General features: G+C 40.0%; 19 protein-coding genes and 2 pseudogenes. 2 read left to right on the top strand and 19 right to left on the bottom strand.

The genetic code is table 11. The features are described from left to right. Positions 1-3: 3 nt before the first annotated feature. The 15 genes and pseudogenes from B2400_RS07455 to rfbB (B2400_RS07385) all read right to left on the bottom strand — a co-directional run bounded on the left by B2400_RS07455 (position 4) and on the right by rfbB (B2400_RS07385) (position 14,762). On the bottom strand, positions 4-1,428 hold the full coding sequence (locus B2400_RS07455) for an oligosaccharide flippase family protein (RefSeq protein ID WP_293932239.1): 1,425 nt from the start codon (positions 1,426-1,428) through the stop codon (positions 4-6). 2 nt (positions 1,429-1,430) lie between these two features. Beyond that, a complete protein-coding gene (rfbA, locus tag B2400_RS07450; RefSeq protein ID WP_293932237.1) occupies positions 1,431-2,285 on the bottom strand; it encodes a glucose-1-phosphate thymidylyltransferase RfbA in 855 nt (284 codons plus the stop codon). Positions 2,286-2,305: 20 nt separating this feature from the next. Then, the gene (gene rfbD, locus B2400_RS07445) at positions 2,306-3,157 is read right to left on the bottom strand and encodes a dTDP-4-dehydrorhamnose reductase (RefSeq protein WP_293932235.1); all 852 of its coding nucleotides are present in this window, start codon (positions 3,155-3,157) and stop codon (positions 2,306-2,308) included. Further along, complete coding sequence (rfbC, locus tag B2400_RS07440; RefSeq protein WP_293932233.1) at positions 3,154-3,702, bottom strand: dTDP-4-dehydrorhamnose 3,5-epimerase; 549 nt, start codon at positions 3,700-3,702, stop codon at positions 3,154-3,156. The genes rfbD (B2400_RS07445) and rfbC (B2400_RS07440) overlap by 4 nt, the downstream gene beginning before the upstream one ends. A 7-nt stretch (positions 3,703-3,709) precedes the next feature. Continuing rightward, positions 3,710-4,768: a dTDP-glucose 4,6-dehydratase gene (gene rfbB, locus B2400_RS07435; protein ID WP_293932231.1), complete on the bottom strand. Its 1,059-nt coding sequence runs from the start codon at positions 4,766-4,768 to the stop codon at positions 3,710-3,712. 51 nt (positions 4,769-4,819) lie between these two features. Then, positions 4,820-6,217 (bottom strand): nucleotide sugar dehydrogenase, encoded by a 1,398-nt coding sequence (locus B2400_RS07430; protein WP_293932229.1) that lies wholly within the window; start codon positions 6,215-6,217, stop codon positions 4,820-4,822. Positions 6,218-6,236: 19 nt separating this feature from the next. Beyond that, on the bottom strand, positions 6,237-6,734 hold the full coding sequence (locus B2400_RS07425; RefSeq protein WP_293932227.1) for an adenylyltransferase/cytidyltransferase family protein: 498 nt from the start codon (positions 6,732-6,734) through the stop codon (positions 6,237-6,239). A gap of 552 nt (positions 6,735-7,286) precedes the next feature. Further along, complete coding sequence (locus B2400_RS07420; protein WP_293932225.1) at positions 7,287-8,135, bottom strand: nucleotide sugar dehydrogenase; 849 nt, start codon at positions 8,133-8,135, stop codon at positions 7,287-7,289. Positions 8,136-8,159: 24 nt separating this feature from the next. Then, a complete protein-coding gene (locus tag B2400_RS07415; protein ID WP_293932223.1) occupies positions 8,160-8,678 on the bottom strand; it encodes a winged helix-turn-helix domain-containing protein in 519 nt (172 codons plus the stop codon). 195 nt (positions 8,679-8,873) lie between these two features. Continuing rightward, complete coding sequence (locus B2400_RS07410) at positions 8,874-9,380, bottom strand: hypothetical protein (RefSeq protein WP_293932221.1); 507 nt, start codon at positions 9,378-9,380, stop codon at positions 8,874-8,876. Between the two features lie 198 nt (positions 9,381-9,578). Further along, positions 9,579-11,195: a hypothetical protein gene (locus tag B2400_RS07405; protein WP_293932219.1), complete on the bottom strand. Its 1,617-nt coding sequence runs from the start codon at positions 11,193-11,195 to the stop codon at positions 9,579-9,581. A gap of 192 nt (positions 11,196-11,387) precedes the next feature. Further along, positions 11,388-12,256: pseudogene (gene rfbA / locus B2400_RS07400) on the bottom strand (glucose-1-phosphate thymidylyltransferase RfbA). Between the two features lie 9 nt (positions 12,257-12,265). Continuing rightward, on the bottom strand, positions 12,266-13,150 hold the full coding sequence (rfbD, locus tag B2400_RS07395; protein WP_293932217.1) for a dTDP-4-dehydrorhamnose reductase: 885 nt from the start codon (positions 13,148-13,150) through the stop codon (positions 12,266-12,268). Beyond that, positions 13,150-13,693 (bottom strand): annotated as a pseudogene (gene rfbC, locus B2400_RS07390) (dTDP-4-dehydrorhamnose 3,5-epimerase). Before rfbC (B2400_RS07390) ends, rfbD (B2400_RS07395) begins: the two are co-directional and overlap by 1 nt. A 16-nt stretch (positions 13,694-13,709) precedes the next feature. Beyond that, on the bottom strand, positions 13,710-14,762 hold the full coding sequence (gene rfbB, locus B2400_RS07385; RefSeq protein WP_293932215.1) for a dTDP-glucose 4,6-dehydratase: 1,053 nt from the start codon (positions 14,760-14,762) through the stop codon (positions 13,710-13,712). Positions 14,763-15,212: 450 nt separating this feature from the next. Here rfbB (B2400_RS07385) and B2400_RS07380 point away from each other — a divergent pair, with 450 nt between their 5' ends. After that, complete coding sequence (locus tag B2400_RS07380) at positions 15,213-16,676, top strand: hypothetical protein (RefSeq protein ID WP_293932213.1); 1,464 nt, start codon at positions 15,213-15,215, stop codon at positions 16,674-16,676. A 250-nt stretch (positions 16,677-16,926) separates the two neighbouring features. Here the strand turns inward: B2400_RS07380 and B2400_RS07375 are convergent, their stop codons facing one another. The 4 genes from B2400_RS07375 to B2400_RS07360 all read right to left on the bottom strand — a co-directional run bounded on the left by B2400_RS07375 (position 16,927) and on the right by B2400_RS07360 (position 20,659). Continuing rightward, the gene (locus B2400_RS07375; protein ID WP_293932211.1) at positions 16,927-17,712 is read right to left on the bottom strand and encodes a tyrosine-protein phosphatase; all 786 of its coding nucleotides are present in this window, start codon (positions 17,710-17,712) and stop codon (positions 16,927-16,929) included. 124 nt (positions 17,713-17,836) lie between these two features. Further along, positions 17,837-18,826: a mannose-1-phosphate guanylyltransferase gene (locus B2400_RS07370; protein WP_293932209.1), complete on the bottom strand. Its 990-nt coding sequence runs from the start codon at positions 18,824-18,826 to the stop codon at positions 17,837-17,839. Positions 18,827-18,828: 2 nt separating this feature from the next. Further along, positions 18,829-19,353, bottom strand: coding sequence for an exonuclease domain-containing protein (locus B2400_RS07365; protein ID WP_286650901.1), 525 nt, complete (start codon positions 19,351-19,353; stop codon positions 18,829-18,831). A gap of 25 nt (positions 19,354-19,378) precedes the next feature. Further along, the gene (locus B2400_RS07360; RefSeq protein ID WP_293932206.1) at positions 19,379-20,659 is read right to left on the bottom strand and encodes a replication-associated recombination protein A; all 1,281 of its coding nucleotides are present in this window, start codon (positions 20,657-20,659) and stop codon (positions 19,379-19,381) included. Between the two features lie 196 nt (positions 20,660-20,855). Between B2400_RS07360 and B2400_RS07355 the strand changes: the two genes are divergently transcribed. Beyond that, positions 20,856-21,950, top strand: a complete 1,095-nt coding sequence (locus B2400_RS07355) for a tetratricopeptide repeat protein (RefSeq protein WP_293932204.1) — start codon at positions 20,856-20,858, stop codon at positions 21,948-21,950. Positions 21,951-22,055 lie beyond the last annotated feature (105 nt).

The raw sequence follows: 22,055 nt of genomic DNA, 5'->3' as shown, positions 1-22,055 counted from the left end.
ATTTTAATTTTTAATTCTTTGTAGAATATTATTTAGAAGTGGGTTTTTTGTAACAAAAATGTTTAAGAAAATAAAGTACGAGAAAAAAGATAAACCGACCAGCGCTAAAGTTATAATCGGAGAAAACCCTAATCTTTTGAAAATGATGCAAATAATCACATACGGGATAGCACTAAATAATTGCTTGATTACTTTTGAGTCTAAAATGTTGATATGATACATCCGGTTAACTGCAATTTGAGCAAGCACTAAAACGACAATTTCCGAAAATAACCAAACGATAGCAGATCCGATCGCTCCAAATTTATTTACTAAAATTACATTCAAGACAATTCCAATAGTAGCTCCCACTAGTGCGTTTCTTAGAACAATTTTATCATTACCAAATGGTATTAATAATTGTAAAACCAGTATTTGAGCAAAGCCAATTAGGACGATTGTCGGAGCGATAATTTGTAGTAGTATGGATGCATTTATATACTCTCTCCCCGAAATAATATTGATAATTTCGCTTGCAAGCACCACTAAACAAATAACAATAGGTAACCCTATAGACATCAATAGTTGTTGAACTTTCCCAACAACATCTTTAATCCCTTCCATATTCTTCTCGTGAACTAATTTACTCACGTAAGGTACAACTGCAGTAGAAACTGCCGTAAATAATGCCAAGAACAGAGTCTGTATTTTTACTGCGGTCGTATACAAACCCACATCTGCTTCGCTTTTTACAATACCTAAGTAAGTAACAGTGAACGTAGTATATAGAGAAGTTAAAATAGCATATAAGCCCAGCTGAAAATAAGCGGAAAGGTAGGTCTTGAAATTGATGAGCCTTATTGAAAGGCGAACAAAATTACGTGAATAAAACCAATTGACTATAGCGTTAAAAAAAACGAACAATACCGAAAGCAAATAGTAAACGTCATAATCATCTGTATTCTTAACAAAAATAAAAACCAACGCTACATACAAAATCCTTAATGCTATAGTCCTATATACTACAAAACTAATTTTTTCCATTCCAATGAAAAACCATTGAATTAGAAATAAATTAAACAAAATATTAAAAGACCCAAAAAACAACAAATTTTTATATTCGAAAAACTTCTGATAGGTAAAAATTAGAAATATGAAAATGAAAAAGACAATGATTGTATTAATAGCATTTAGAAAAAACAAACTGGAAAATGTTGCGTTAAGACTATCTTGGTTTCCTCTAGATTTAGCAATCTCTCGAACACCGAGATTGTAAATGCCAAACATCGAAAACAAAAGTGCGAAGCTTACAACACTTTCAACAAACCCAAATTTTCCTAAATTTACAACGCCCAACACTCTAGAAACGTATGGAAATACAATTAATGGAACGATATAATTAGAAACAGTTAATATGGAAGTGAATACTATATTTTTACCTAACGCCACGATTAAAGCTTTTCTAAATACTCTCCATAACCAGACTTCTTCAAAGGTTCAGCAATTGTTCGAAGTTGTTCTCTGTCTATATATCCCATTCGATAAGCAATTTCTTCAATCGCACCAATTTTCAAACCCTGCCGCTCTTCGATTACTTGTACAAATTGACCTGCCTGCATCAACGATTGTATTGTGCCTGTATCCAACCATGCTGTACCACGATCAAATACTCCCACTTTCAGTTTCCCTCTTTTTAAGTATTCTTTATTTACGTCAGTTATTTCCAATTCACCACGATGAGACGGTTTAATGTTTTTCGCAATCTCCACAACATCATTATCATAGAAATACAATCCAGGGACCGCATAATTTGACTTGGGTTCCAATGGCTTCTCTTCAATAGAGACTACATTTTTTTCACCATCAAATTCCACCACTCCGTAACGCTCAGGGTCGTGAACAGGATACGCAAAAACATAACCACCTTCAGGATCAGCACAGGACTGTAACAATTTAGACATTCCCGATCCATAAAAAATATTATCTCCAAGAATCAATGCTACCTTGTCATCACCGATAAACTCCTCACCCAATATAAAAGCTTGAGCCAAACCATCCGGACTTGGTTGTTCCTTGTATTCAAATCTGCAACCGATTCGGCGACCATCTCCCAATAGCTTCTCAAAGTTAGGCAGATCCTGAGGCGTGGAAATAATCAAAATTTCTTTAATCCCAGCAAGCAATAAGGTTGACAATGGATAATAAATCATCGGTTTATCATAAACTGGCATTAATTGTTTACTAACAGCTAAAGTCAATGGATGTAGTCGCGTGCCAGAACCTCCAGCTAAAATAATTCCTTTCATATTTGTATATAATTAGCGCTTTAATATAATTTATCCAACATACGTTCCAAACTATTCCTCCAGAAAGGAACTTCCACTCCATAATGTTGCTTTATTTTTTGTTTATCCAGCAGAGAATAAGCCGGTCTCTTCGCTGGTGTTGGATATGCAGTAGTAGGGATCGGATTAATTTTACAATTTAATCCTTTAATTTCTTTGATGGCCGCTGCAAAATCATACCAAGTAGTCTCTCCTTCATTACTAAAATGATAAATTCCCGGCAACCATTTTTCGGTGTTAATAATATCAACTATCGCGTTTGCCAAATCATGAGCGTATGTGGGTGAACCGATTTGATCGTTAATGACCGAAATTTCCTCTCGCTCTGTCATCAATCGTATCATCGTTTTAACAAAATTGTTGCCATATGTTGAATAGACCCAAGAAGTGCGAATAATGATCGCATTTGGATCATACTTTTGAATAGCTTGCTCTCCGCTTAGCTTTGTCGCCCCATACACATTAATCGGATCAACTGCGGCGTCCTCGCATAATGCACGCGAGGAATTGCCATCAAAAACGTAGTCCGTTGAGATTGCAATAATTTTAACTCCATTCTCCGCGCAATATTTTGCAATCTCTGCAGAAGATTGATGATTAACCTTGTCCGCAAGCTCTTCTTCCGATTCGGCTTTATCCACAGCGGTATATGCCGCTGCGTGAATAAAGTAATCAGCCTTATATGCAGATAATGCTTTGGCAATTTTTTCAGGTTGATCCAAAGGCAATGTTTCTCTATCAAGAAAAATACATTCCTTATCCGGCTGAGAACTTAAAATATCGTAGAGTTCTGAACCTAACTGCCCATTGCGACCAGTAACTATGATTTTCATACGCCGAAGACCTCCTTAAAACTAGGTGCCAATTTATCCTTATCCGACAACTGTACCTCATCAAGCGCGATCTGCCAATCAACCGCCAATTCTGCGTCGAACGGATGAACGCCACATTCCGACTCTTTGTTATAGAAATTATCACACTTGTAAAAGAAAGTTGCTGTTTCGCTCAATACAACAAAACCGTGTAAAAAACCTCTAGGTACAAACAATTGCAATTTATTTTCAGCACTCAGATTAACCGCAACATATTCACCATAGGTTGCAGATCCTGGGCGCACATCAACAGCCACATCTAATACTTCGCCTTCTATTACACGTACTAGCTTTGCTTGAGCATGTTCTCCCGCTTGCGCATGCAGACCTCGCAATACGCCCCGCGTAGAATATGATTGATTATCCTGTACAAATTTCGTCTGTGTTCCAGTTAATTGGTTGAAGGTATTTTCATTGAAACTCTCAAAGAAATATCCCCGACTATCTCCAAATACCGCAGGCTCCAAAATAAAACAGCCCTTTAACTTCGTTTCCGTCGCTTTCATGCTCGAATTAATTGCTTTTGTTATATTGTTTGTCGTAATATCTTTGGTAGTCGCCCGACGTTACATGCTCCAACCACTCCTTATTGCTTAGGAACCAATCAATAGTAATCGACAAGCCCTCTTCAAAAGTAACAGATGGCTGATATCCTAATTCTTTATTAATTTTTGTCGCATCAATCGCATAACGAAGGTCATGTCCAGGACGATCCTTTACGAAGGTGATCAATTGCGCTGAAGTACCGGGCGTACGATTTAACTTTTGATCCATCTGTTTACAAAGCTCTTTTACAAGATCAATATTTTGCCATTCATTGAAGCCACCAACATTATAGGATGCTCCAATCTGACCTTTATGAAAAACAAGATCAATTGCTCTAGCGTGATCTTTCACAAAAAGCCAATCTCGCGTAAATTTCCCGTCTCCATAAATTGGCAGAGGTTTATTGTTCAATATATTATGTATACAAAGCGGTATTAACTTTTCCGGAAAATGGTTCGGACCGTAATTGTTTGAACAGTTGGTCAGTACGATAGGCAAACCATAGGTATCGTGATAGGCTCTTACAAAATGATCTGACGATGCTTTTGAAGCCGAGTATGGCGAATGTGGATCATAAGCCGTTTCCTCCGTAAAAAGTCCATTATCACCTAAGGTACCATATACCTCGTCCGTAGATACATGATGGAACAATTTACCTTCAAAATTATCCTTCCATAATTCTTTTGCCGCATTCAACAAATTCACAGTACCGATAACATTTGTCATCACAAATGCCGTCGGATCAGTGATCGATCGGTCGACATGAGATTCTGCAGCCAAATGAATAACTCCATCAGGTTTATATTGTTCAAAAATCCGATTAATCTTATCCTGATCTGTAATATCCGCCTTCACAAACTCATAGTTGTCAGCATTTTGAATATCTGTTAGATTCTCAAGATTTCCAGCGTAAGTCAATGCATCAAGATTAATGATTTTGTAGCTTGGATAATTATTGACAAATTCACGTACAACGTGTGAACCAATGAATCCGGCCCCGCCAGTGATCAAAATTGTTTTTCCCATTTTTTATATTTTACAGCTTGTCCTTTTTTAATATTCGCTTACTCTTTACCATTATAAGCGAGAATCGACTAGATTACGATCAAGTACCCCTTTAGTATCAAATATCACCGCATTATCTTTCTTAAGCTCGGTGATATCAAGATTATTAAAATTCTTGTGTGCAACAGCAAGAATTATTGCGTCATATTTATCTGACTGCTGTTCCGAAAGAACAACATGTTCCAGCACATTTTCAAAATCTGAATAATTTTGCGTATGCTGCTTTCTCTTATTGATTTCTTTCTCAGAATTGTGTTTTATTCCCTGTAGATTTCGCAACAAATTAATATCAAATTGAGCACGGACTTTCTCTGGGCTCGCCCAAGGATCATATACATCGACTTTAATGCCATAATCCTGTAGTTCACGATAGATATCGACAACTTTAGAATTACGGATATCCGGACAATTCTCCTTAAATGTTATTCCCAAAATCAATGCGCGCGCGCCTTTGATGAGAATATCTTTTGCCGACATGAGCTTGACCACTTTTGAAGCAACAAAACTCGCCATTTGTTCATTCACACGCCGACCCGAAAGGATCACGTGTGGTTGATATCCAACTTGAGATGCTTTATGCGCTAAATAAAAAGGATCTACCGAAATACAATGTCCACCGACCAAACCTGGTTTGAATGGAAGAAAATTATATTTTGTAGCAGCAGCGTCTAACACGTCTTGCGTATCAATACCAATCCGATCAAAAATCAAGGCCAATTCATTTACAAATGATATATTAACATCACGTTGCGCATTTTCGATTGCCTTAGCAGCCTCCGCCACACGAATCGAGGCAGCCTTAAATGTCCCTGCTTTAATGATTTTTCGGTAAAGTTCATCCACACGACTGGCAGTATCTTCATCTGAACCCGACGTAATCTTAACAACATTGACCAGAGTGTTCACTTTATCGCCAGGATTGATCCGTTCTGGAGAGTAGCCGATAAAAAAATCTTTATTCAGACGAAATCCCGACTTTTCTTCCAAAAGCGGCACACACTCCTCCTCCGTACAGCCAGGGTAAACCGTAGATTCGTAGATAACTATGTCGTTCTTTTTCAAACAGTTCGCAACCAATTCGGTCGCGTATTTTAATGGCTGTAAGTTTGGAACATCGTAACTATCAATTGGAGTTGGAACAGTAACAATGTAAATATTACAATCTTTAATATCAGCGGCAGAACTACTAAGATATAAGCCTACTTCATTCGTAAGATAAGCTTTTATCGCATTGGCCTCCTTGAGATCAACCTCTAATGTTTCGTCATTCCGTAACCTTAATTGATCTATTCTCTTTCGATCGATATCAAATCCAACAACAGAAAACAGCCGACCAAATTCCAACGCGAGTGGAAGGCCGACATATCCCAATCCAATGACTGCTATTTTATCCTGTTGATCTGTATACACTTGACGAATATTTTAGTCTTTAAGCTTTACCATTCTTCGCATTCTCCTTATCCGCCACGATCTTTCTCAATCCCGAGCTCGAAAATCGATGATCTCTGCTGTTGAAATATAGCTCGATTCCTTTCTCTTCACAGTATTTTCTTCCTGTAAAATCACGATCTTTATATTCATCCCCAACGATACGAACATCCAGCTTAAAAGATTTTAAAATATCTTCTAAGTCTTGCTCCGTAGAGTAAGGAACGATCTCATCAACATAAACACATCCTCTTAGTTGAATATATCTTTCGACTACGGTTTGTGTTGGAGCATTTTTTTCTGGTCTATCCAAAGTAGGATCCATTTGCAGACCGCAGATTAAATAATCACATTGTCGCTTGGCTTCCGCTAGCATCATGATGTGCCCTGCGTGTAATAAATCGAACGTACTAAAAGTGATACCTACGCGAGGTCCAGGATTATAATCGTGACGTTTTGCCGCAAAATTTGCATGCTCACTTTTTTCTATTTCTTTCATAGTATTTATCGTTAAGCGTTAAGGATCAATTATTCTCCAATAACATAATAGACAAAATCTAAATATTTCTGCTCTTTCCTATGCAACAACTTTCCCCATCCAAAAAAAGCAGGCTTTTTCATAATGCCCTTAATTTTCATCCAATCATAGTATTCAAATTCATCCAATTTTGTAAAAATTGCTATACCGTGTGCATCTTGGCGAACTTCGTAGGATTAACAATTTCTTTCAAAAATTCTTTATTTCATGTTGGGAGCGAGTTTTTAAAAGTTTAAGCCCTTGTATATCTGATGTTTTTGTACTTCCCAGTCAAACAAGCTAATTTGCACTTGCTCCTCTAGGAGGTGATAGGCGGTATAAATCGCTGTTGATTATCGTGTATGGTTTGTGTTTTTTTAACGCCCACCCCAGAAAAGCAATTTTCTTGCCATTTACTGTATTAAACATAGATTGCATCATCTTTTCTGCGAATCTAGTTTTTTCGGGAGCACTGAATTTGATTACCGGACCCTTAATAACCCTTACTTCATTCCGGTTACTAAGCCTGGCAATTTATACTAAATTTAATAAATCCTTTTGAAAACACGAACCCCCAAATCCAACGGATGCTTTTAAAAATTTAGCACCTATCCTCGAATCCTGTCCGATGGCGTTCGCTACCTCGTCCACATTTGCTCCAGTTACCTCGCAAAGCTCCGAGATAGAGTTGATGGAGGAAACGCGTTGCGCAAGGAAAGCGTTTGCTACCAGCTTGGAAAGTTCCGTAGACCAAAGATTAGTCGTTATGATTCTTTCCTCGGGAACCCATGCCTCGTAAATCTGCTTTAGGGCCTGTATGGCTTCCTGATCCTCCCCTCCGATCAAAATACGATCGGGATTATGTAGATCCTGTATAGCGGTGCCTTCCGCTAAAAACTCAGGATTGGAAAGCACATGGAACTGCACGCCTTTTCCTGTATGATCTAATATGCTTTTGATCGTCGCTGCTGTACGAACAGGGATGGTCGATTTCTCTACGATGATCTTGGAAGAAGTTGCTACATCCGCAATCTGCCTAGCGCATAACTCAATAAATTTAAAATCAGCGGCTTGACCTTTACCCTTACCGTATGTTTTTGTCGGCGTATTTACCGAAATAAAAATCATATCGGCATCGACGATCGCTTTATTCACATCGGTAGAGAACAAAAGATTTCTACCTCGCGCTTCTGCTACAACTGCATCAAGACCTGGCTCATATACCGGTAGATTATCTAGATTCTCGTTGTTCGATGCGTTTATTCGATCTACATTTAAGTCTACTACAGTGACCTTTATATCCGGATTCTTCTGAGCAATGACGGACATGGTCGGTTCCCCATCGTATCCAGCTCCAATACACGCTATTTTATTAATGCTCATTCGAATTCTGCTAATCCTTAATAATTACCTATGATCTTCTTTTTCAAAAAGGATGATCTGCTGTTGAACTTCCGACGGCTTCTCAAAATAGATCATAATCTTCTTATCCAATAAAATTTCAATCTTAGCGCCCAGTTGGGTCAGGTATTCAACATCAATGGCTGTACCCAGCACCATCACTTCAATCGTACCGGAATCAATACCCTTCGCATAATCACCAAGAAGACAAACCTGCTCGATATCGCCAGACTTCTCCAATACATGTTCGATCGCCTTGTCGATACCTAGATATTTTCTCACCAGGTTCTGAAGCGAGTCAAACAAGGGGTGCTGCGTATTTGCTCGATAATAAATTCGCTGGTTCTCTTGATTTCGATTTAGGTATCCAGCATCTGTCAGCTGGTTGAGTTCTTTTCTTACTGCATTGGTCGACTCGTTGAATTCCTCGGCTATACCGCGTAAGTATCCCTTATTTGATGCCGAAACAAAAAATTTGATAAGCAATTTCAATCGGGTCTTCGAGGTAATTAGCGAGTCTAACATGTGTCAGTATTGAGCAACAAAAGTACTCAACATTTTGATTAAAACAAATTCTTTAAAGGCTTTCCGTGTATTAAACTTATGTTAACACAATGGAAAAGCAGGATGCAAACGATTGATTATAAAATCAGTTGATAACTGAAAGGAAAAGCTTCGCAACATGACTGCCCGATGCTCTTAACAAACTAAAAATATGGATTACACTGCTAATCCCTTAGTCTTCACCAATTGATTCCCAAAGTTCTCTTTGGAAAAATCTTGTAAAGTATAATAGGAAGTCTTTAAATATGATTTCTTCTCCCCTTTTCTATCAATGATATATCCTTTAACAATCACGCTCTCTTGTTGCCCTTTATGATTCAACAAGGCTTTATTGCTAATGGAGAAACCGATTGATCGCATCGCACTCTCTGTTGATTTCCCAGGAGTCAGGAAGAAATTCAATTTTTCGAATGCATTTACACGGATGTGCTTGTTGCTGCTTTGCACACCCGTGATAACAACTTCTTTCACATGTTCCCCGTAGCTTGGAAGTTGAAAAATTATGCATCCGTAATGGGAATTAAAATCCCCATTGTTCTGGTCTAATAATACGCTCACGTTTAGGTCAGCATAATTATCGAAATTGCTATAGGAAAGTCTTCGATAGATAAAGAAGATTCCGACAGCTAATGGAATGATCGCGGTTAATAATAAATAGTTCATCGTGGTTTTAATTACTTTTATTGATCTCGTTAGAGAATGAGTCAAATTTAGATGCAATAGTCGATTTTTGGAAATTTGAAGGGGTGGACAAAAGGTGGACAAATCGCTACAAGTCGGTTAAACCCACTCCACGGGATAAATCACTAAACAATTATTTATCAATTCCATAAGCAAAACCACCCATAGAATAGGGTCTTTTTAAACGTGACTTTCTATAGCTTCCTGCTTTTTCTTTAGTCTTTGCTTTGCTTTTTTTATTGCTTCTATCGAAACTCCCAGAAGATCGCCCATACTGCGATTGCTGAGGTCCAATTTCATTAAAGCCAGTAGCCTCAGATCATTTTCTGATAGCTTAGGATATATGGCTTTCTGCCCGATCAGGAAACCGGGATACACGCGGTCGAATACTTTTCTAAATTTCATCCAACGCTCATCAGTCATGATATGCGTTTCAAGCATATCGCTCAGACTATCGTTGATCTTGTCTTGGTAGGCAGGATCTAGGTCATCGCCATGTTTCACCTCCATCCTTAACTGCTGTATGGTCGCATCATTTTGCTTTATCGTATTGGTAAACTCCTGAAGAGAATCACGCAGAACCATTAATTCTTGATCGACCTGACTTTTTTCGAAAGCCAAACGTAGCTGCTCTTTCTCCAGTAGCGCAGATCTTATTCGTTCTTTATTTCTCGAGCGGTTGATCAATAACAGTATGATCACAAATACCAAAAGCAACAGAATACCTACTAATTGATATTTCTGCTGAGTCTGCGCTTTTTTCATTTCTGCTGTCGCGACAGCTTGATTATAACGCTCCGATTCCCATTGCCAGTAGATCTTCTGCATCATATCATGATTCGACTGTTTAGTCAAACTATCATTCAGCGCGAGATATTGCTGCAAATGAATTAATTCTTTAGGATTATTACCTTCGCCGTGCGCGATATCTGCAAATGCTTTTGCGATCTCTTTTTTGTATTGCAGAAAGTACGGTTTATCTTCCACATAGCCTTCCGCCTTGTAAAGCGCTTCTTTTGCATTTTTCCATTGCCCTCGCTGTATATAGATATCGGCAAGAGCGATGTTTGCTCGCATGGCATCTAGGGGTTCATGAAACTTCTCCGAATATTCGATGTTCCGCTGTATCAGCTCCAGACATTTATCCAGATTCCCCCGGGTTCTTTCAAAATCTGCTAAATTACCAGAAATGATACCTATCCAGACGGAGTCTTTAGCATTTTCAGCAACTTTTAGCGCGTGTTTGAAATAATCTTCAGATTCCGACATCTGAAAGTCGCGCCGTAAATAAACACCGATAGCGTTGAACATATCTATACGTTTTCGACTCATCTCTTCCGTATAGGGAATACCGAGCTTGAGATAGATTATCGCTTTCTTATGATCGCCAATATAGCTATAAAAATTCGCCATATAGCCATAATGAAGCGGCACCAAGGGAATAGTCGCCGACAATACACGTTCTTGGAACTCATTTGCTCTTAAAAAATAAGGAAAGGCCCGCGCTACGTTTCTATAGGTGAAATAGTAATAGCCCCAACGTATGTTCGTCAGCATTTCTAAGCCCTCCTCTTTCCCATCGGCGATCGTATTTAATGCTAACTGGAAATAACGATCGGTTCGATCATTTACATTATCAAAAGCAATGGAAAAGGCATCCGCCATCAACATGTAATAGGCCCACTTTAGTTTAGCACTTTTCTTTTCGTTCGCAAAATCAAGGAGTGGGTCTAGGTTTTTATGGATGGCTAATGTATCTTTTCCAAAATTGACTTTGGACCGTAACGCTTCTTCCATCACTGCCTTTTCCCCTTTGACGTCCAATAAGTACGCGTAGGGATTTTTGCCGGATAAATTTAAGAGGCACAAAAACAGTAATTGAATACAGGTTAACAGTATCGGTTTTGAGTACATTAATATAAAAATCTCAAAAAAAATCGAAATGCCGAAACAGAATTATTTCGATGTAGCAGAAAAAATACTTGCGGACTATTTGGCAATACGCCTCACATAATCGTAATAATCACCTTTTTTATCGCTAATCGCTTTCAATACCTGATCCTTATCCACGAACCCTTTCAGAATAGCGATCTCTTCTAAACAAGCGACCTTTAAGGATGTTCTTTTTTCAATGGTCTTTATAAACTCGGTTGCTTCAGAAAGGGATTCGTGTGTACCTGTATCCAGCCAGGCGAAACCTCGCCCTAGTAGCTGTAGGTGTAAACTACCTTGATTGAGATATGCTTGATTGACAGAAGTGATTTCAAGCTCACATCTTGCCGAGGGTTTAACCCCCTTGGCGATAGAAATTACGCTATTTGGATAGAAGTATAGTCCAACAACCGCGTAATTCGATTGCGGATCCTCAGGCTTCTCTTCAATATGGAGGACTTTTCCATCAGCGTCGAAAGATGCTACACCATATCGCTCCGGGTCGTCAACATAGTAGCCGAATACAACCGCATTTTTATTATTCTCGACCTTTTGTTTTGCCTCCTGGAGCAACACCTGCAGACCTGCACCATAAAAAATATTATCTCCAAGTATCAAGCACACATCATCCTGGCCAATAAATTCGTCGCCGATTATAAATGCTTGCGCTAGACCATCAGGACTCGGCTGCGGGGCATAAGAGATAGTAAGCCCCAGCTGGCTTCCTGAGCCAAAAAGCCGCTGGAAATGGGGCAGGTCTGTAGGCGTGGAAATAATCAAAATTTCTCGAATGCCCGCCATCATCAGCACCGAAAGCGGATAATAATCATGGGCTTATCGTATACAGGAAGTAATTGTTTTGAGATCACCTGCGTTAACGGATGCAAACGTGTGCCAGAGCCACCTGCTAAGATTATTCCTTTCATGATATTTATTTACAAACCCGTTTTACTCGTCCAGTCTGCTAGCATGTTCTTCAAGCTAGTTTCCCAGTGGGGTATCTGAATACCAAAAGTACTTTTTATTTTCGATTTATCTAAAACCGAGTATTTAGGCCGCTCTGCCGCAGTCTCATATGCGGAACTCGGGACCGGTTTTAACATGCAATCGAATTTTATTTCTTCCTTAATCGCTGCGGCAAAGTTAAACCAAGATAAATGCCCTTCATTGGCATAGTGGTAAATTCCTGGCACCCAAATCTTACTATCGAGCATGCTGATAATGCATAAGGCTAAATCCTTAGCATAAGTCGGACTTCCTACCTGATCATCCACGATAGACAGTTCCTCTTTCGAAGCCATCAGGCGAAGCATTGTTTTCACGAAATTCGATCCATAAGAAGAATAGACCCAGGATGTTCGAAGGATGATAGCGTTTGGATTTTCCTGCATGATGGCCATTTCTCCCAACGCCTTAGTTTTCCCATAAACATTGATCGGATTAACGGGATCATCCTCCTTCCAGGGGCTAGTGTTATGTCCATCAAAGACATAATCTGTGGAAATGGAAATTAGATGACAGCTTGCCCGTTCTGCATAGATGGCCATTTCTTTGACGGCTAGATGATTGATCAGATTTGCTAACTCGAACTCTTCTTCCGCTTTATCTACCGCTGTATAGGCAGCAGCATTGATAATAAATTGCGGACTAAACCTTGATAACCGTTCTTGAATATGCTCGAGCTCTTCTAATGGAAAGAGCGTTCTATCTACATATATGCTGTTATACTTATCAGACTCCGCTAATAAGGCTTTTAATTCCGAACCTAATTGCCCTTTAGATCCAATCAGCAAAACAGTCGGTTTGATGAATTCCTCCATTAGCGATCTAGTTGATTTAGATAAGGTAAACTTTGATCCTTTTCAGAGATGATCATCTCATCGAGGGCAATTTTCCAATCTATTGCCAAGGTCGGATCATCAAACTTGACTCCGATTTCAGCATCTTTATTATAGAAATTGTCGCATTTATAGAAAAACTCAGCAGTCTGGGAGAGCACGAGGAAGCCATGCAGGAAACCACGTGGAACAAAAAGCTGTTTTTTATTCTCTGCTGACAGCAGCACAGAAATATGCTGCCCGTATGTAGGCGAATCCTTCCTCAGATCAACCGCAACGTCCAATACTTCTCCCTGCAATACACGCACGAGTTTAGCCTGCGCATATTCACCTGCCTGCGCGTGTACCTCTTAACACGCCATAACTGGAAAATGATTGATTATCCTGCACAAAATGAACCTCCTGTTTGACTGCTTCCGCAAACTTGGACTCATTAAACGACTCAAAGAAATAGCCTCTGCTGTCTCCAATGATTTTGGGTTCAATTATAAAGCACCCCTGTAATGCTGTCTCTATCGCCTTCATCAATTAAATTCCGTCTTTATTTTGAATAATGTTCGTCGTAATAATTCTGATAATCTCCAGACGTTACTTGCTGTAACCAATCTTTATTCTCCAAGTACCAATCTATAGTAAGCGAAAGGCCTTCCTGGAAACTTACAGAAGGTTTCCAGCCGAGCTCTGCATTAATTTTGGAAGCATCGATCGCATACCTTAGGTCATGCCCGGGGCGGTCTTTAACGTAAGTGATCAAACGTTCTGACGTACCCTGCTCTCTGCCCAATTTCACATCCATCTGCTTACACAGCTCCTTGACCAAATCGATGTTTTTCCATTCATTGAATCCGCCGATGTTATAGGATGCTGCATTCTTGCCCTCATGAAACACGAGATCAATTGCCCTTGCATGATCGATGACATATAACCAATCGCGCGTATATTTCCCGTCCCCATAGATCGGCAAAGGTTTATTTTCCAAAATATTGCTGATACAAAGGGGAATTAACTTCTCGGGAAAATGATTGGGACCATAATTGTTCGAACAGTTGGTAATAACTACGGGAAGTCCATAAGTATCATGATAAGCTCTGACGAAATGGTCAGAAGAAGCTTTCGATGCAGAGTACGGCGAATGTGGCTCGTATTTATTTTCCTCTGTGAACAGGCCTTCATCACCTAAAGCACCGAAAACTTCATCGGTGGAAATATGATGAAATCGCTTTCCCAGCAAGTCGTCCCGCCATGCCATTCGAGCCTCCTCTAATAGATTGACCGTTCCGATGACGTTCGTGTAGAGGAAAGCTAAGGGATTTGAAATTGACCTGTCTACATGGGATTCGGCCGCTAAATGTATAATTCCATCAGGCTGATGGAACTCGAATAGTTGATGCAATCTTGCGCGATCAGTAATGTCGACCTTTTCAAAAACGTAATTGGCAGCAGACTCAACGTCCTTTAAGTTCTCAAGATTTCCAGCATAAGTTAATGCATCGACATTTACGACCTGGTAATGAGGATATTTATTAACAAATTGCCGAACTACATGCGAGCCGATAAAACCCGCTCCTCCGGTTATAAGCACACATCGTTTCATAGTTCAAAAATACGTATTTTTCTTTATGGTAGAGGAACATCTTTCTCTGCTGGTGAAAAAGATAAATTAAACGTGAAGACCTGAAGGAGCAAATCCATATATGTGTAAAAAGTTCGGAGAAATAATGCAACCATCGATACTAGACAGATGATTTTCTCGACACGAATATCACGGGAATATCACAGGGTTGATGCTTTCAGGTAAACCAAAGCATCCTAATCCCTATACGATAACTGAAAAGCGACCTACTAATTCGGCTATTGAAGCACTATGTATCCAACGGATACCAAACCACAATTCGCCACTCGACAGGGTATTTATGGAAAGCTTCAGATATTGGTTTTAAGCATTTTTTTTAGGAAACGTCTTAAGTCACCTAAAAATCACTTCCGTCGATTGAAAAGTTACCGTAAGTTTCTTATCTTCAAACCCCAGCAGGAAGTTTACAATATGAAGAATTTCACAAGACTTTTAATCATTATCCTGGCGACAGGCTACGGCTGTATGAAGAAAGATCTATATCAGGAAAAAGATAGCTCAGTTTCTCTTCCGTCCGATACGGTTGAAACTAGTATAGCGCAATTTCTTTATCCTTTCGAATCAGAAATCCAAGGCGCAGAGGCCGAAATCTCTATTGAACTCAAAGAACCTCTATCTGGTAATGTAACATCAATTGTCACTAGCATCCCACCACTTAAGTATAATAAGTCCCTACTTTTCATGCTAACACAGGATGATTGTAAACATTCCGCATTTTGTCGCACTTGGGCAGCGATCAACGGGAAACCAATAACGCCGCACAACCCTGTTGGCAAAAGTTACTATTATGATTACGAGCATCTTGAGATGGGAGATCTTCCACCCGCAGTATACAGCTTGGGAAAAACACTAGGGAGTACCGACGGGCATGGAAACGAGGTGCGATTTCATTTCACTACGACCATCTCTCCTCAATGGCCTTTCATGAATGCTGGAACTAACGTGAACACAGGTTTTCAAGAAAATTTTTATCGATTTTTTATGAAGGCGGGTCTGCGATGGGCAAATGTGAAAGAAATGGTGAACTTTGGAACAGGTGTGGCTTTACACGATCTCATGAGTGGAAATTCAGCTCCAGTAGATTCTATTTCCAAACATTTACAGCTGGCACAAGAAATTAGCAGCAAAGAACTGCGTGGCAGGCGAGTTAAGCTCTTAGTAGAACCACATGGGAACAAACGATATATAGAAGCAGGCTTTACCGACTTGGATATCCAAACCATGGCGGTGCAGTCAGGCGCATCTCCTTTCATTCCTGCGATGGCAAACAGCTCAATGGTTAAAGTACCCATGTTAAGACAATTCTTGCTATCAGGAGATGACATAAAAATTTTAGTAAAAAAGCAAAGTTCCGTACCCCTTGACCGCCGAGAAGCGGTTTATGTAGCAGTACATGAAACCGATAACAGCTATATAGAGTCTATGTTATGGTTGAATGACACTTTCGGAAAAGATGGCTCCGATTCGCTTTGGTTTCCCTCACAGGAAGAACTATTTGAGTATAATTATAACCGAAAACATTGCGTAGTGATTCCTTCAATCGAAAATAACACCCTTAGACTCAAAGTTAAATTTCCAGCAACACAAAATTTCTACTACCCTTCTATTACCCTAAACATCAAGGGCATTGAGTTTAGCCAGGTGAAATCCGTCTCTTCCAATAATGTGGTAACGGGTTTGTCTTTTGGTCCCCATCAGAAGGGGATATCTGTAAACATCGATTGCCGAAAGTACCTTTTCCAACAAGCGTCTTTTTATGTCTCCAAATATCTCATCAGTAGAAAGGACGCCGATTTAATAGATGCACGGTATTTTTTGAGCATGTTGAAAGACAGCGAAGAAAAGACAGAACTACAATCTCAGCTTCATAAGTAGTGCAATAATCTATTTCTTCACATGAAGGTAACTATTCTCTGGAGGGCACGCGCCGAAAGTCAATAATCACGCCGACAATAGAGCCGAGGATTTGCGCACAACGTTAACGGATCAGAAGAGAAAGAAATTAAATTAGACTGGTACCAAATAGGTTGGAAGGCATATCCGCACTTTTGTTAAGGCCTACTAGGGCTTAAAAACCCAATAGCCTGAGATTATACCGCTACCCTTGTAAACTATTTAACGATCCTTAAGCAATTTTTTTTTCCTGTACGGCCTCAAACATGCTTGCATTCTTAATCGGACAATCGCGTAGCAATTCACGCACATCATACTTCGTTACTACGCCCTTAAGAGCATCTAAGTGTCTAGTATGGTGCATATCAGTGCCTACAAAGTCATACATACCTGCACGGATTAAGGTTAACGCAGCAGTTTTTACATGCTCACCGTAGTATTTACTGATAGAAAGTAAATTCAGCTGTAGCATACATCCTGCATTCTTAATCTCCTCAAATATCTTGAAATTATTGTGGTAGTAATTATATCTTTCAGGATGTGCCAATATCGGTTGGAGTCCACGCTCCAATAAGTTCTTAATAATAATGAATAAGCTTTTCGATTCCGACAGATATGACATTTCTATCAACACGTATTTATTCGGCATCAGACACAGCTGATCGTTTTCGATGATCGATTCCAATTGATCATCAATCATATACTCAGCGCTATACTTTAATTCAAAATCAAGATTATTATTCGTCAAAGCGGACGTTAAGGACTGATGCGCAGCCTGAATTGTTTCAGGAGTGTTGTTATGAACACCAAACATGACGTGTGGTGTAGATACTGATTTATGAATCCCTAAATCTTTTAACCCTTTGATCAACTCCATAGATTGCTCGACATCCGGACTTCCATCGTCTATCCCAGGTAATAAATGATTGTGGATATCCCAAGTAATCCAAGAAAGCTTATTCAGATACGTATTTTCGTTTTTCGTTTTTCCTCCGAATAGATTATTCCAAAATCCCATAGCGTATAATTAAGGTATTTATCGAGTAAACAGGTAGACTGGATAAAGTGAAACCATTGTAAATTTAATTTTTAATTCTTATTTATAGAATACGACGACTGTAAAATAAACGCTACAGTAAATATTAAATTAAGAGAGAATTTCCTTTTTCCAATGATTCGTAAATCTGTTTAACATCTTGCGAACGATTTCTGTCGAGAATTAATACTGCATCCTCTGTATTGATTAACATGCAGTTCGATAAACCCACAAAGACCGTATGCTTATTTGTACCTACAACAATGTTGCCATTCTCGTCTACCGGATGCCCCTTTTCCTTAAGATAACTAAACAAAGAGTCGAACGCTCCCATATCTGACCAACGAAACTTCGCAGGAACGACTTTTATCAGGTCACTACGCTCAAGAACGGCATAGTCGATACTCTTGGATGGAATCTGTAAAGAGTGTTCTTCATCAAGAACTAAGTTTTGCGCATATTCAAAAGCCGTTTCTGCAGCAGAATATAGTTTAGGCTCAAAACGCATCAGCTCTTCTAAGAAAACACCTGCTTTGAAACAGAATATTCCGGAATTCCAAAGGAAGGAGCCCTTCTTTAGGAAATCGCGTGCAGTTTCCTCATTCGGCTTTTCACGAAAGGCCAACACGGTATTGCTCTCATGTTCGATATAGCCATAGCCCGTTTCCGGGCGTGTCGGGATAATTCCAAAAGTGGCAATATATCCCTCCTGAGCAAACACAATACCCTGATTGATTGCCTGTTGATAATCTTCTTCTCCTTCGATGAGGTGGTCGGATGGTGTAACAATCAATATGTCATCTGGATCGGCGTGAAATGCAGCAAAAGCAATGGCCGCAGCCGTATTCCTTGGTGCCGCTTCAGCGATGATATCACTATTGAACTTACTCAAGTAAGGTTCTGCAAGATCTTTATTCTGAATAGAACCCACCAATGTAACTTTCGAAACCAAGGGTTGATTCCGTTCGACGGTTAATTCAAAAAGCGTTTTACCGCCAAAAATAGGAAGGTACTGCTTAGGTTTTGCTTTTCTGGAAAGTGGCCATAACCTTGACCCAATGCCTCCAGACAATACCACATTTATTATTTTACTCATGATTAACCGATTTTTAAATTATTTTTTACTTGATCTTTCTTCAGATAGAGCTCGGCTGTAGCTCGCGCATCTGACAATGCATCGTGGTGTTGAAGCGAAACGCCCATGATTTCACAACAAATACTCAGCTTTGTTCTCTCAAAACCTAATGCACGATATATTTTACTAGTACACTCCCACATTTGCGGAAGTTCTAACTCTTTGTATGATAAATTGTAGAAACCCATGGTCTCCTTCAGCACCGAGCGATCCAAGAGCTCATCGTGCGCAACCATAGCCTGCCCTTGTATTAAACTATTGATCTCGGGAAATAGTTCGATAAAAGTTGGCGCATTTTCCGTATGTTTTGACTTAATCCCATGTATTCGGGAAGTTTGCCACATATATTTATTTTCGGGGGGTCTTACCAAACTATAAAATTCATTAGTAATAATACCATCTACGACATTGACGATGCCCACTGCACAAACGCTACTATATTTCGCTGTTGCTAATTCAAAATCTATACTTGTAAATGTATTTGACATATTCGTCTATTAAACGCCCTTTAATTTAATACCCATATTTTCCTTTCCAACGTTCCTTCAAGGACTGTCGCATCTTCTCTTCGGCCGCATTTTTTCCCGGCTCATAAAGTTTAACCCCTCGCAGCTGATCGGGCATATATTCTTGATCAACAAAGTTTCCTGAAAAGGCGTGCGCATATTTATAGTCAGTGCCATAATCCAACTCTTTCATCAATTTTGTTGGTGCATTTCTCAAATGCAGAGGGATGGAGAGATTCCCGGTCTGCTTCACCATGGCTTGCGCTTTGTTAATCGCTTCATAGGCGGCATTGCTTTTCGCAGAACTCGCCAAATAGGTTACGGTTTGCGAAAGAATGATCCTGGACTCCGGCCAGCCAATAACGTTAACGGCTTGAAAGCAATTATTCGCTAAAAGCAAAGCATTCGGATTCGCATTCCCGATATCCTCTGAGGCTAAGATTAATAGGCGCCGGGCAATAAATTTAGGATCTTCCCCTCCTTCAATCATACGCGCTAGCCAATAGACCGCAGCGTTGGGATCAGATCCCCGAATAGATTTTATAAACGCCGAAATGATATCATAATGCTGTTCGCCAGACTTGTCATAACGGATTCTATTCTGTTGCACATGCCTGGCCACGAACTGGTTAGTGACGGCTTGTTGCGAATGTATCGCGGCCTGGCTCACTAATTCCAAGATGTTCAATAACTTTCTGGCGTCGCCGCCCGAGAGCTGCAGCAATGCTTCGTACTCTTCAATTTTAATGTGCTCAGCCTTGAGATACTCGTCTTCCGCAAGGGCCTTATCAACGATGTGCACCAGATCTTCTTTGGTCAATTCTTCCAGCACATAGACCTGGCATCGAGAAAGTAAAGCCGAAATCACCTCGAAGGACGGGTTTTCCGTCGTGGCTCCGATTAGTGTGACGGTCCCTCGCTCCACGGCTCCCAAAAGAGAATCTTGCTGTGATTTGGAGAATCGATGTATCTCGTCAATGAAAAGTATAGGCTGCTCCTGATTGAACTGCTTAAGCTGCTCGGCCTTTTCTATGACCTCCCGAACTTCTTTTACGCCCGATTGAATGGCGCTAAGGCTATAAAACGGTCGTGCCAATGCTTTTGCCACTAGCAGAGCTAAGGTTGTCTTTCCGACGCCGGGAGGACCCCAAAAAATCATCGACGGAACGACCTGCTGCTCAATTGCATTTCTTAAAACGGCCCCTTCGCCTATAATATGCTTTTGCCCCACATAATCTTCAATAGATTTAGGGCGCATACGCTCGGCCAATGGTATCCTTGTTGTCATAGAAAACAAAACTATCGAATTTTGCTGGTAAAGGCAATGTTTACTAAGCGCCCGATCCTATACAGGCCAAAATGTGGCTAAACTTTTACCATAGGTATAGAAGTTACCCTTATATATACGAATCTGACCTTTAATTAACAGTTCAAATTATGAAATCTAAATGGAATTGATAATTTTGAAAAAAGCAATGTAAAGGATGTTTAACAAAGTACGTGTGCTATTGGCCCTAGGGCTAATAATTTTGATGAGCGGGCTGAAAGCTCAGAGTGATAGTGAGGTATTGGATCCTGCGGGCTTTGTTACAAAGTACAACCCCAAGTTTAAAGGCGTGGGGCCTGAGGTGTATGTGTTACCTGCTCCAAGAACCAAAGAAGAAGTGTTAGCGGACTCCTATCAAGAGAAAAAGAGTTTCTATGATTCGATTGCCCGGGAGCTGGACCATCAAAATCTGGTGGAGGAGTTTCAATTAACTTCCAATGCGTCCTATATCAAGCAACAATTCGACCCTTATCCCAGCAGCCCGGAAAAATGGACTGAGCTTATCAATTCTTTAAAGAAGAACAACAATACGCGTCTTGCCGTTGGCTTAACGAATCAGTATGCGCTGGAAGCCATCAAGCAAAATGACATAAAAAAAGCGATAAGCTTGTTGGGCGACGCGTTAGCTCTAGTTCAGCATACCGAGTTGCGTGAGGAGGCGGGCGTTGTTCAGTTTAACCTTTCAACTGCGCATTTATTTCAGGGCAGCTACGCTGATGCTGATGCGCTGCAAGAGCGATACCTACAACAGGCAGTCAACAACAAAAGTAATGTCGATCAAGCGAATTCACTGGTTCGTGTAGCGTTGATCCGTGCATACCAAAAGGAATATAGGGCGGCCGAGAACAGCATCATACGTCGCGCCATCCCGCTTTACAATAAGAGCAAGGATCCGCAAGGCAAAACAAAAGCTTGGATTCAACTAGCAAAAATATATCAGATCCAGAATAAGCATACCGAGGCGCAATGGTTCTTGATTCAGGCGCGCGAGCTTGCGAAAGCCCGTAATTTTAAAATGGACCTGCCGGAGATTGAGTATATGCTCGGCTATTCGAAATTCATACAACAGAACTATCGTGTAGCAAAATCAGAGCTAGAGCATGCGAAAATACTTGCTGACCAGGAGAATAACAAAGTATTGCAGCTGGCTATTCATGATAAACTGGGGGAGATTGATATGATTATGGGGAATTATGAGGATGCTGCAGAGCATCTATTTCAATATTGGAAACTGCGCAGAGAACTATTTTAAGAATCTAACCATATATTTTTTTTCTGAAAAAGGACTATTTTCAAAGGATTGGAATCCCCCCCCCTTACTGATATTCCTCAAAAAAAAGAAAGATATCTCAGTTTT

Source organism: Sphingobacterium sp. UBA6645 (assembly GCF_002455685.1).
GTDB classification, from domain to species: domain Bacteria; phylum Bacteroidota; class Bacteroidia; order Sphingobacteriales; family Sphingobacteriaceae; genus Sphingobacterium; species Sphingobacterium hotanense.
Note: the sequence above shows the minus strand (reverse complement) of the source record. Positions and strands in the feature narration are given on the sequence as shown.

Excerpts from the sequence above, each read along its gene's own strand:
- rfbB (WP_293932231.1), bottom strand. The coding sequence starts at position 4,768 with ATGGGAAAAACAATTTTGATCACTGGCGGGGCCGGATTCATTGGTTCA.
- B2400_RS07375 (WP_293932211.1), bottom strand. The coding sequence starts at position 17,712 with ATGGGATTTTGGAATAATCTATTCGGAGGAAAAACGAAAAACGAAAAT.
- rfbC (WP_293932233.1), bottom strand. The coding sequence starts at position 3,702 with ATGAAAGCGACGGAAACGAAGTTAAAGGGCTGTTTTATTTTGGAGCCT.
- rfbD (WP_293932235.1), bottom strand. The coding sequence starts at position 3,157 with ATGAAAATCATAGTTACTGGTCGCAATGGGCAGTTAGGTTCAGAACTC.
- B2400_RS07420 (WP_293932225.1), bottom strand. The coding sequence starts at position 8,135 with ATGAGCATTAATAAAATAGCGTGTATTGGAGCTGGATACGATGGGGAA.
- B2400_RS07370 (WP_293932209.1), bottom strand. The coding sequence starts at position 18,826 with ATGAGTAAAATAATAAATGTGGTATTGTCTGGAGGCATTGGGTCAAGG.
- B2400_RS07380 (WP_293932213.1), top strand. The coding sequence starts at position 15,213 with ATGAAGAATTTCACAAGACTTTTAATCATTATCCTGGCGACAGGCTAC.
- B2400_RS07355 (WP_293932204.1), top strand. The coding sequence starts at position 20,856 with ATGTTTAACAAAGTACGTGTGCTATTGGCCCTAGGGCTAATAATTTTG.
- rfbA (WP_293932237.1), bottom strand. The coding sequence starts at position 2,285 with ATGAAAGGAATTATTTTAGCTGGAGGTTCTGGCACGCGACTACATCCA.
- B2400_RS07360 (WP_293932206.1), bottom strand. The coding sequence starts at position 20,659 with ATGACAACAAGGATACCATTGGCCGAGCGTATGCGCCCTAAATCTATT.
- rfbD (WP_293932217.1), bottom strand. The coding sequence starts at position 13,150 with ATGGAGGAATTCATCAAACCGACTGTTTTGCTGATTGGATCTAAAGGG.
- B2400_RS07410 (WP_293932221.1), bottom strand. The coding sequence starts at position 9,380 with ATGAACTATTTATTATTAACCGCGATCATTCCATTAGCTGTCGGAATC.
- B2400_RS07415 (WP_293932223.1), bottom strand. The coding sequence starts at position 8,678 with ATGTTAGACTCGCTAATTACCTCGAAGACCCGATTGAAATTGCTTATC.
- rfbB (WP_293932215.1), bottom strand. The coding sequence starts at position 14,762 with ATGAAACGATGTGTGCTTATAACCGGAGGAGCGGGTTTTATCGGCTCG.
- B2400_RS07425 (WP_293932227.1), bottom strand. The coding sequence starts at position 6,734 with ATGAAAGAAATAGAAAAAAGTGAGCATGCAAATTTTGCGGCAAAACGT.
- B2400_RS07365 (WP_286650901.1), bottom strand. The coding sequence starts at position 19,353 with ATGTCAAATACATTTACAAGTATAGATTTTGAATTAGCAACAGCGAAA.
- B2400_RS07405 (WP_293932219.1), bottom strand. The coding sequence starts at position 11,195 with ATGGAAGAAGCGTTACGGTCCAAAGTCAATTTTGGAAAAGATACATTA.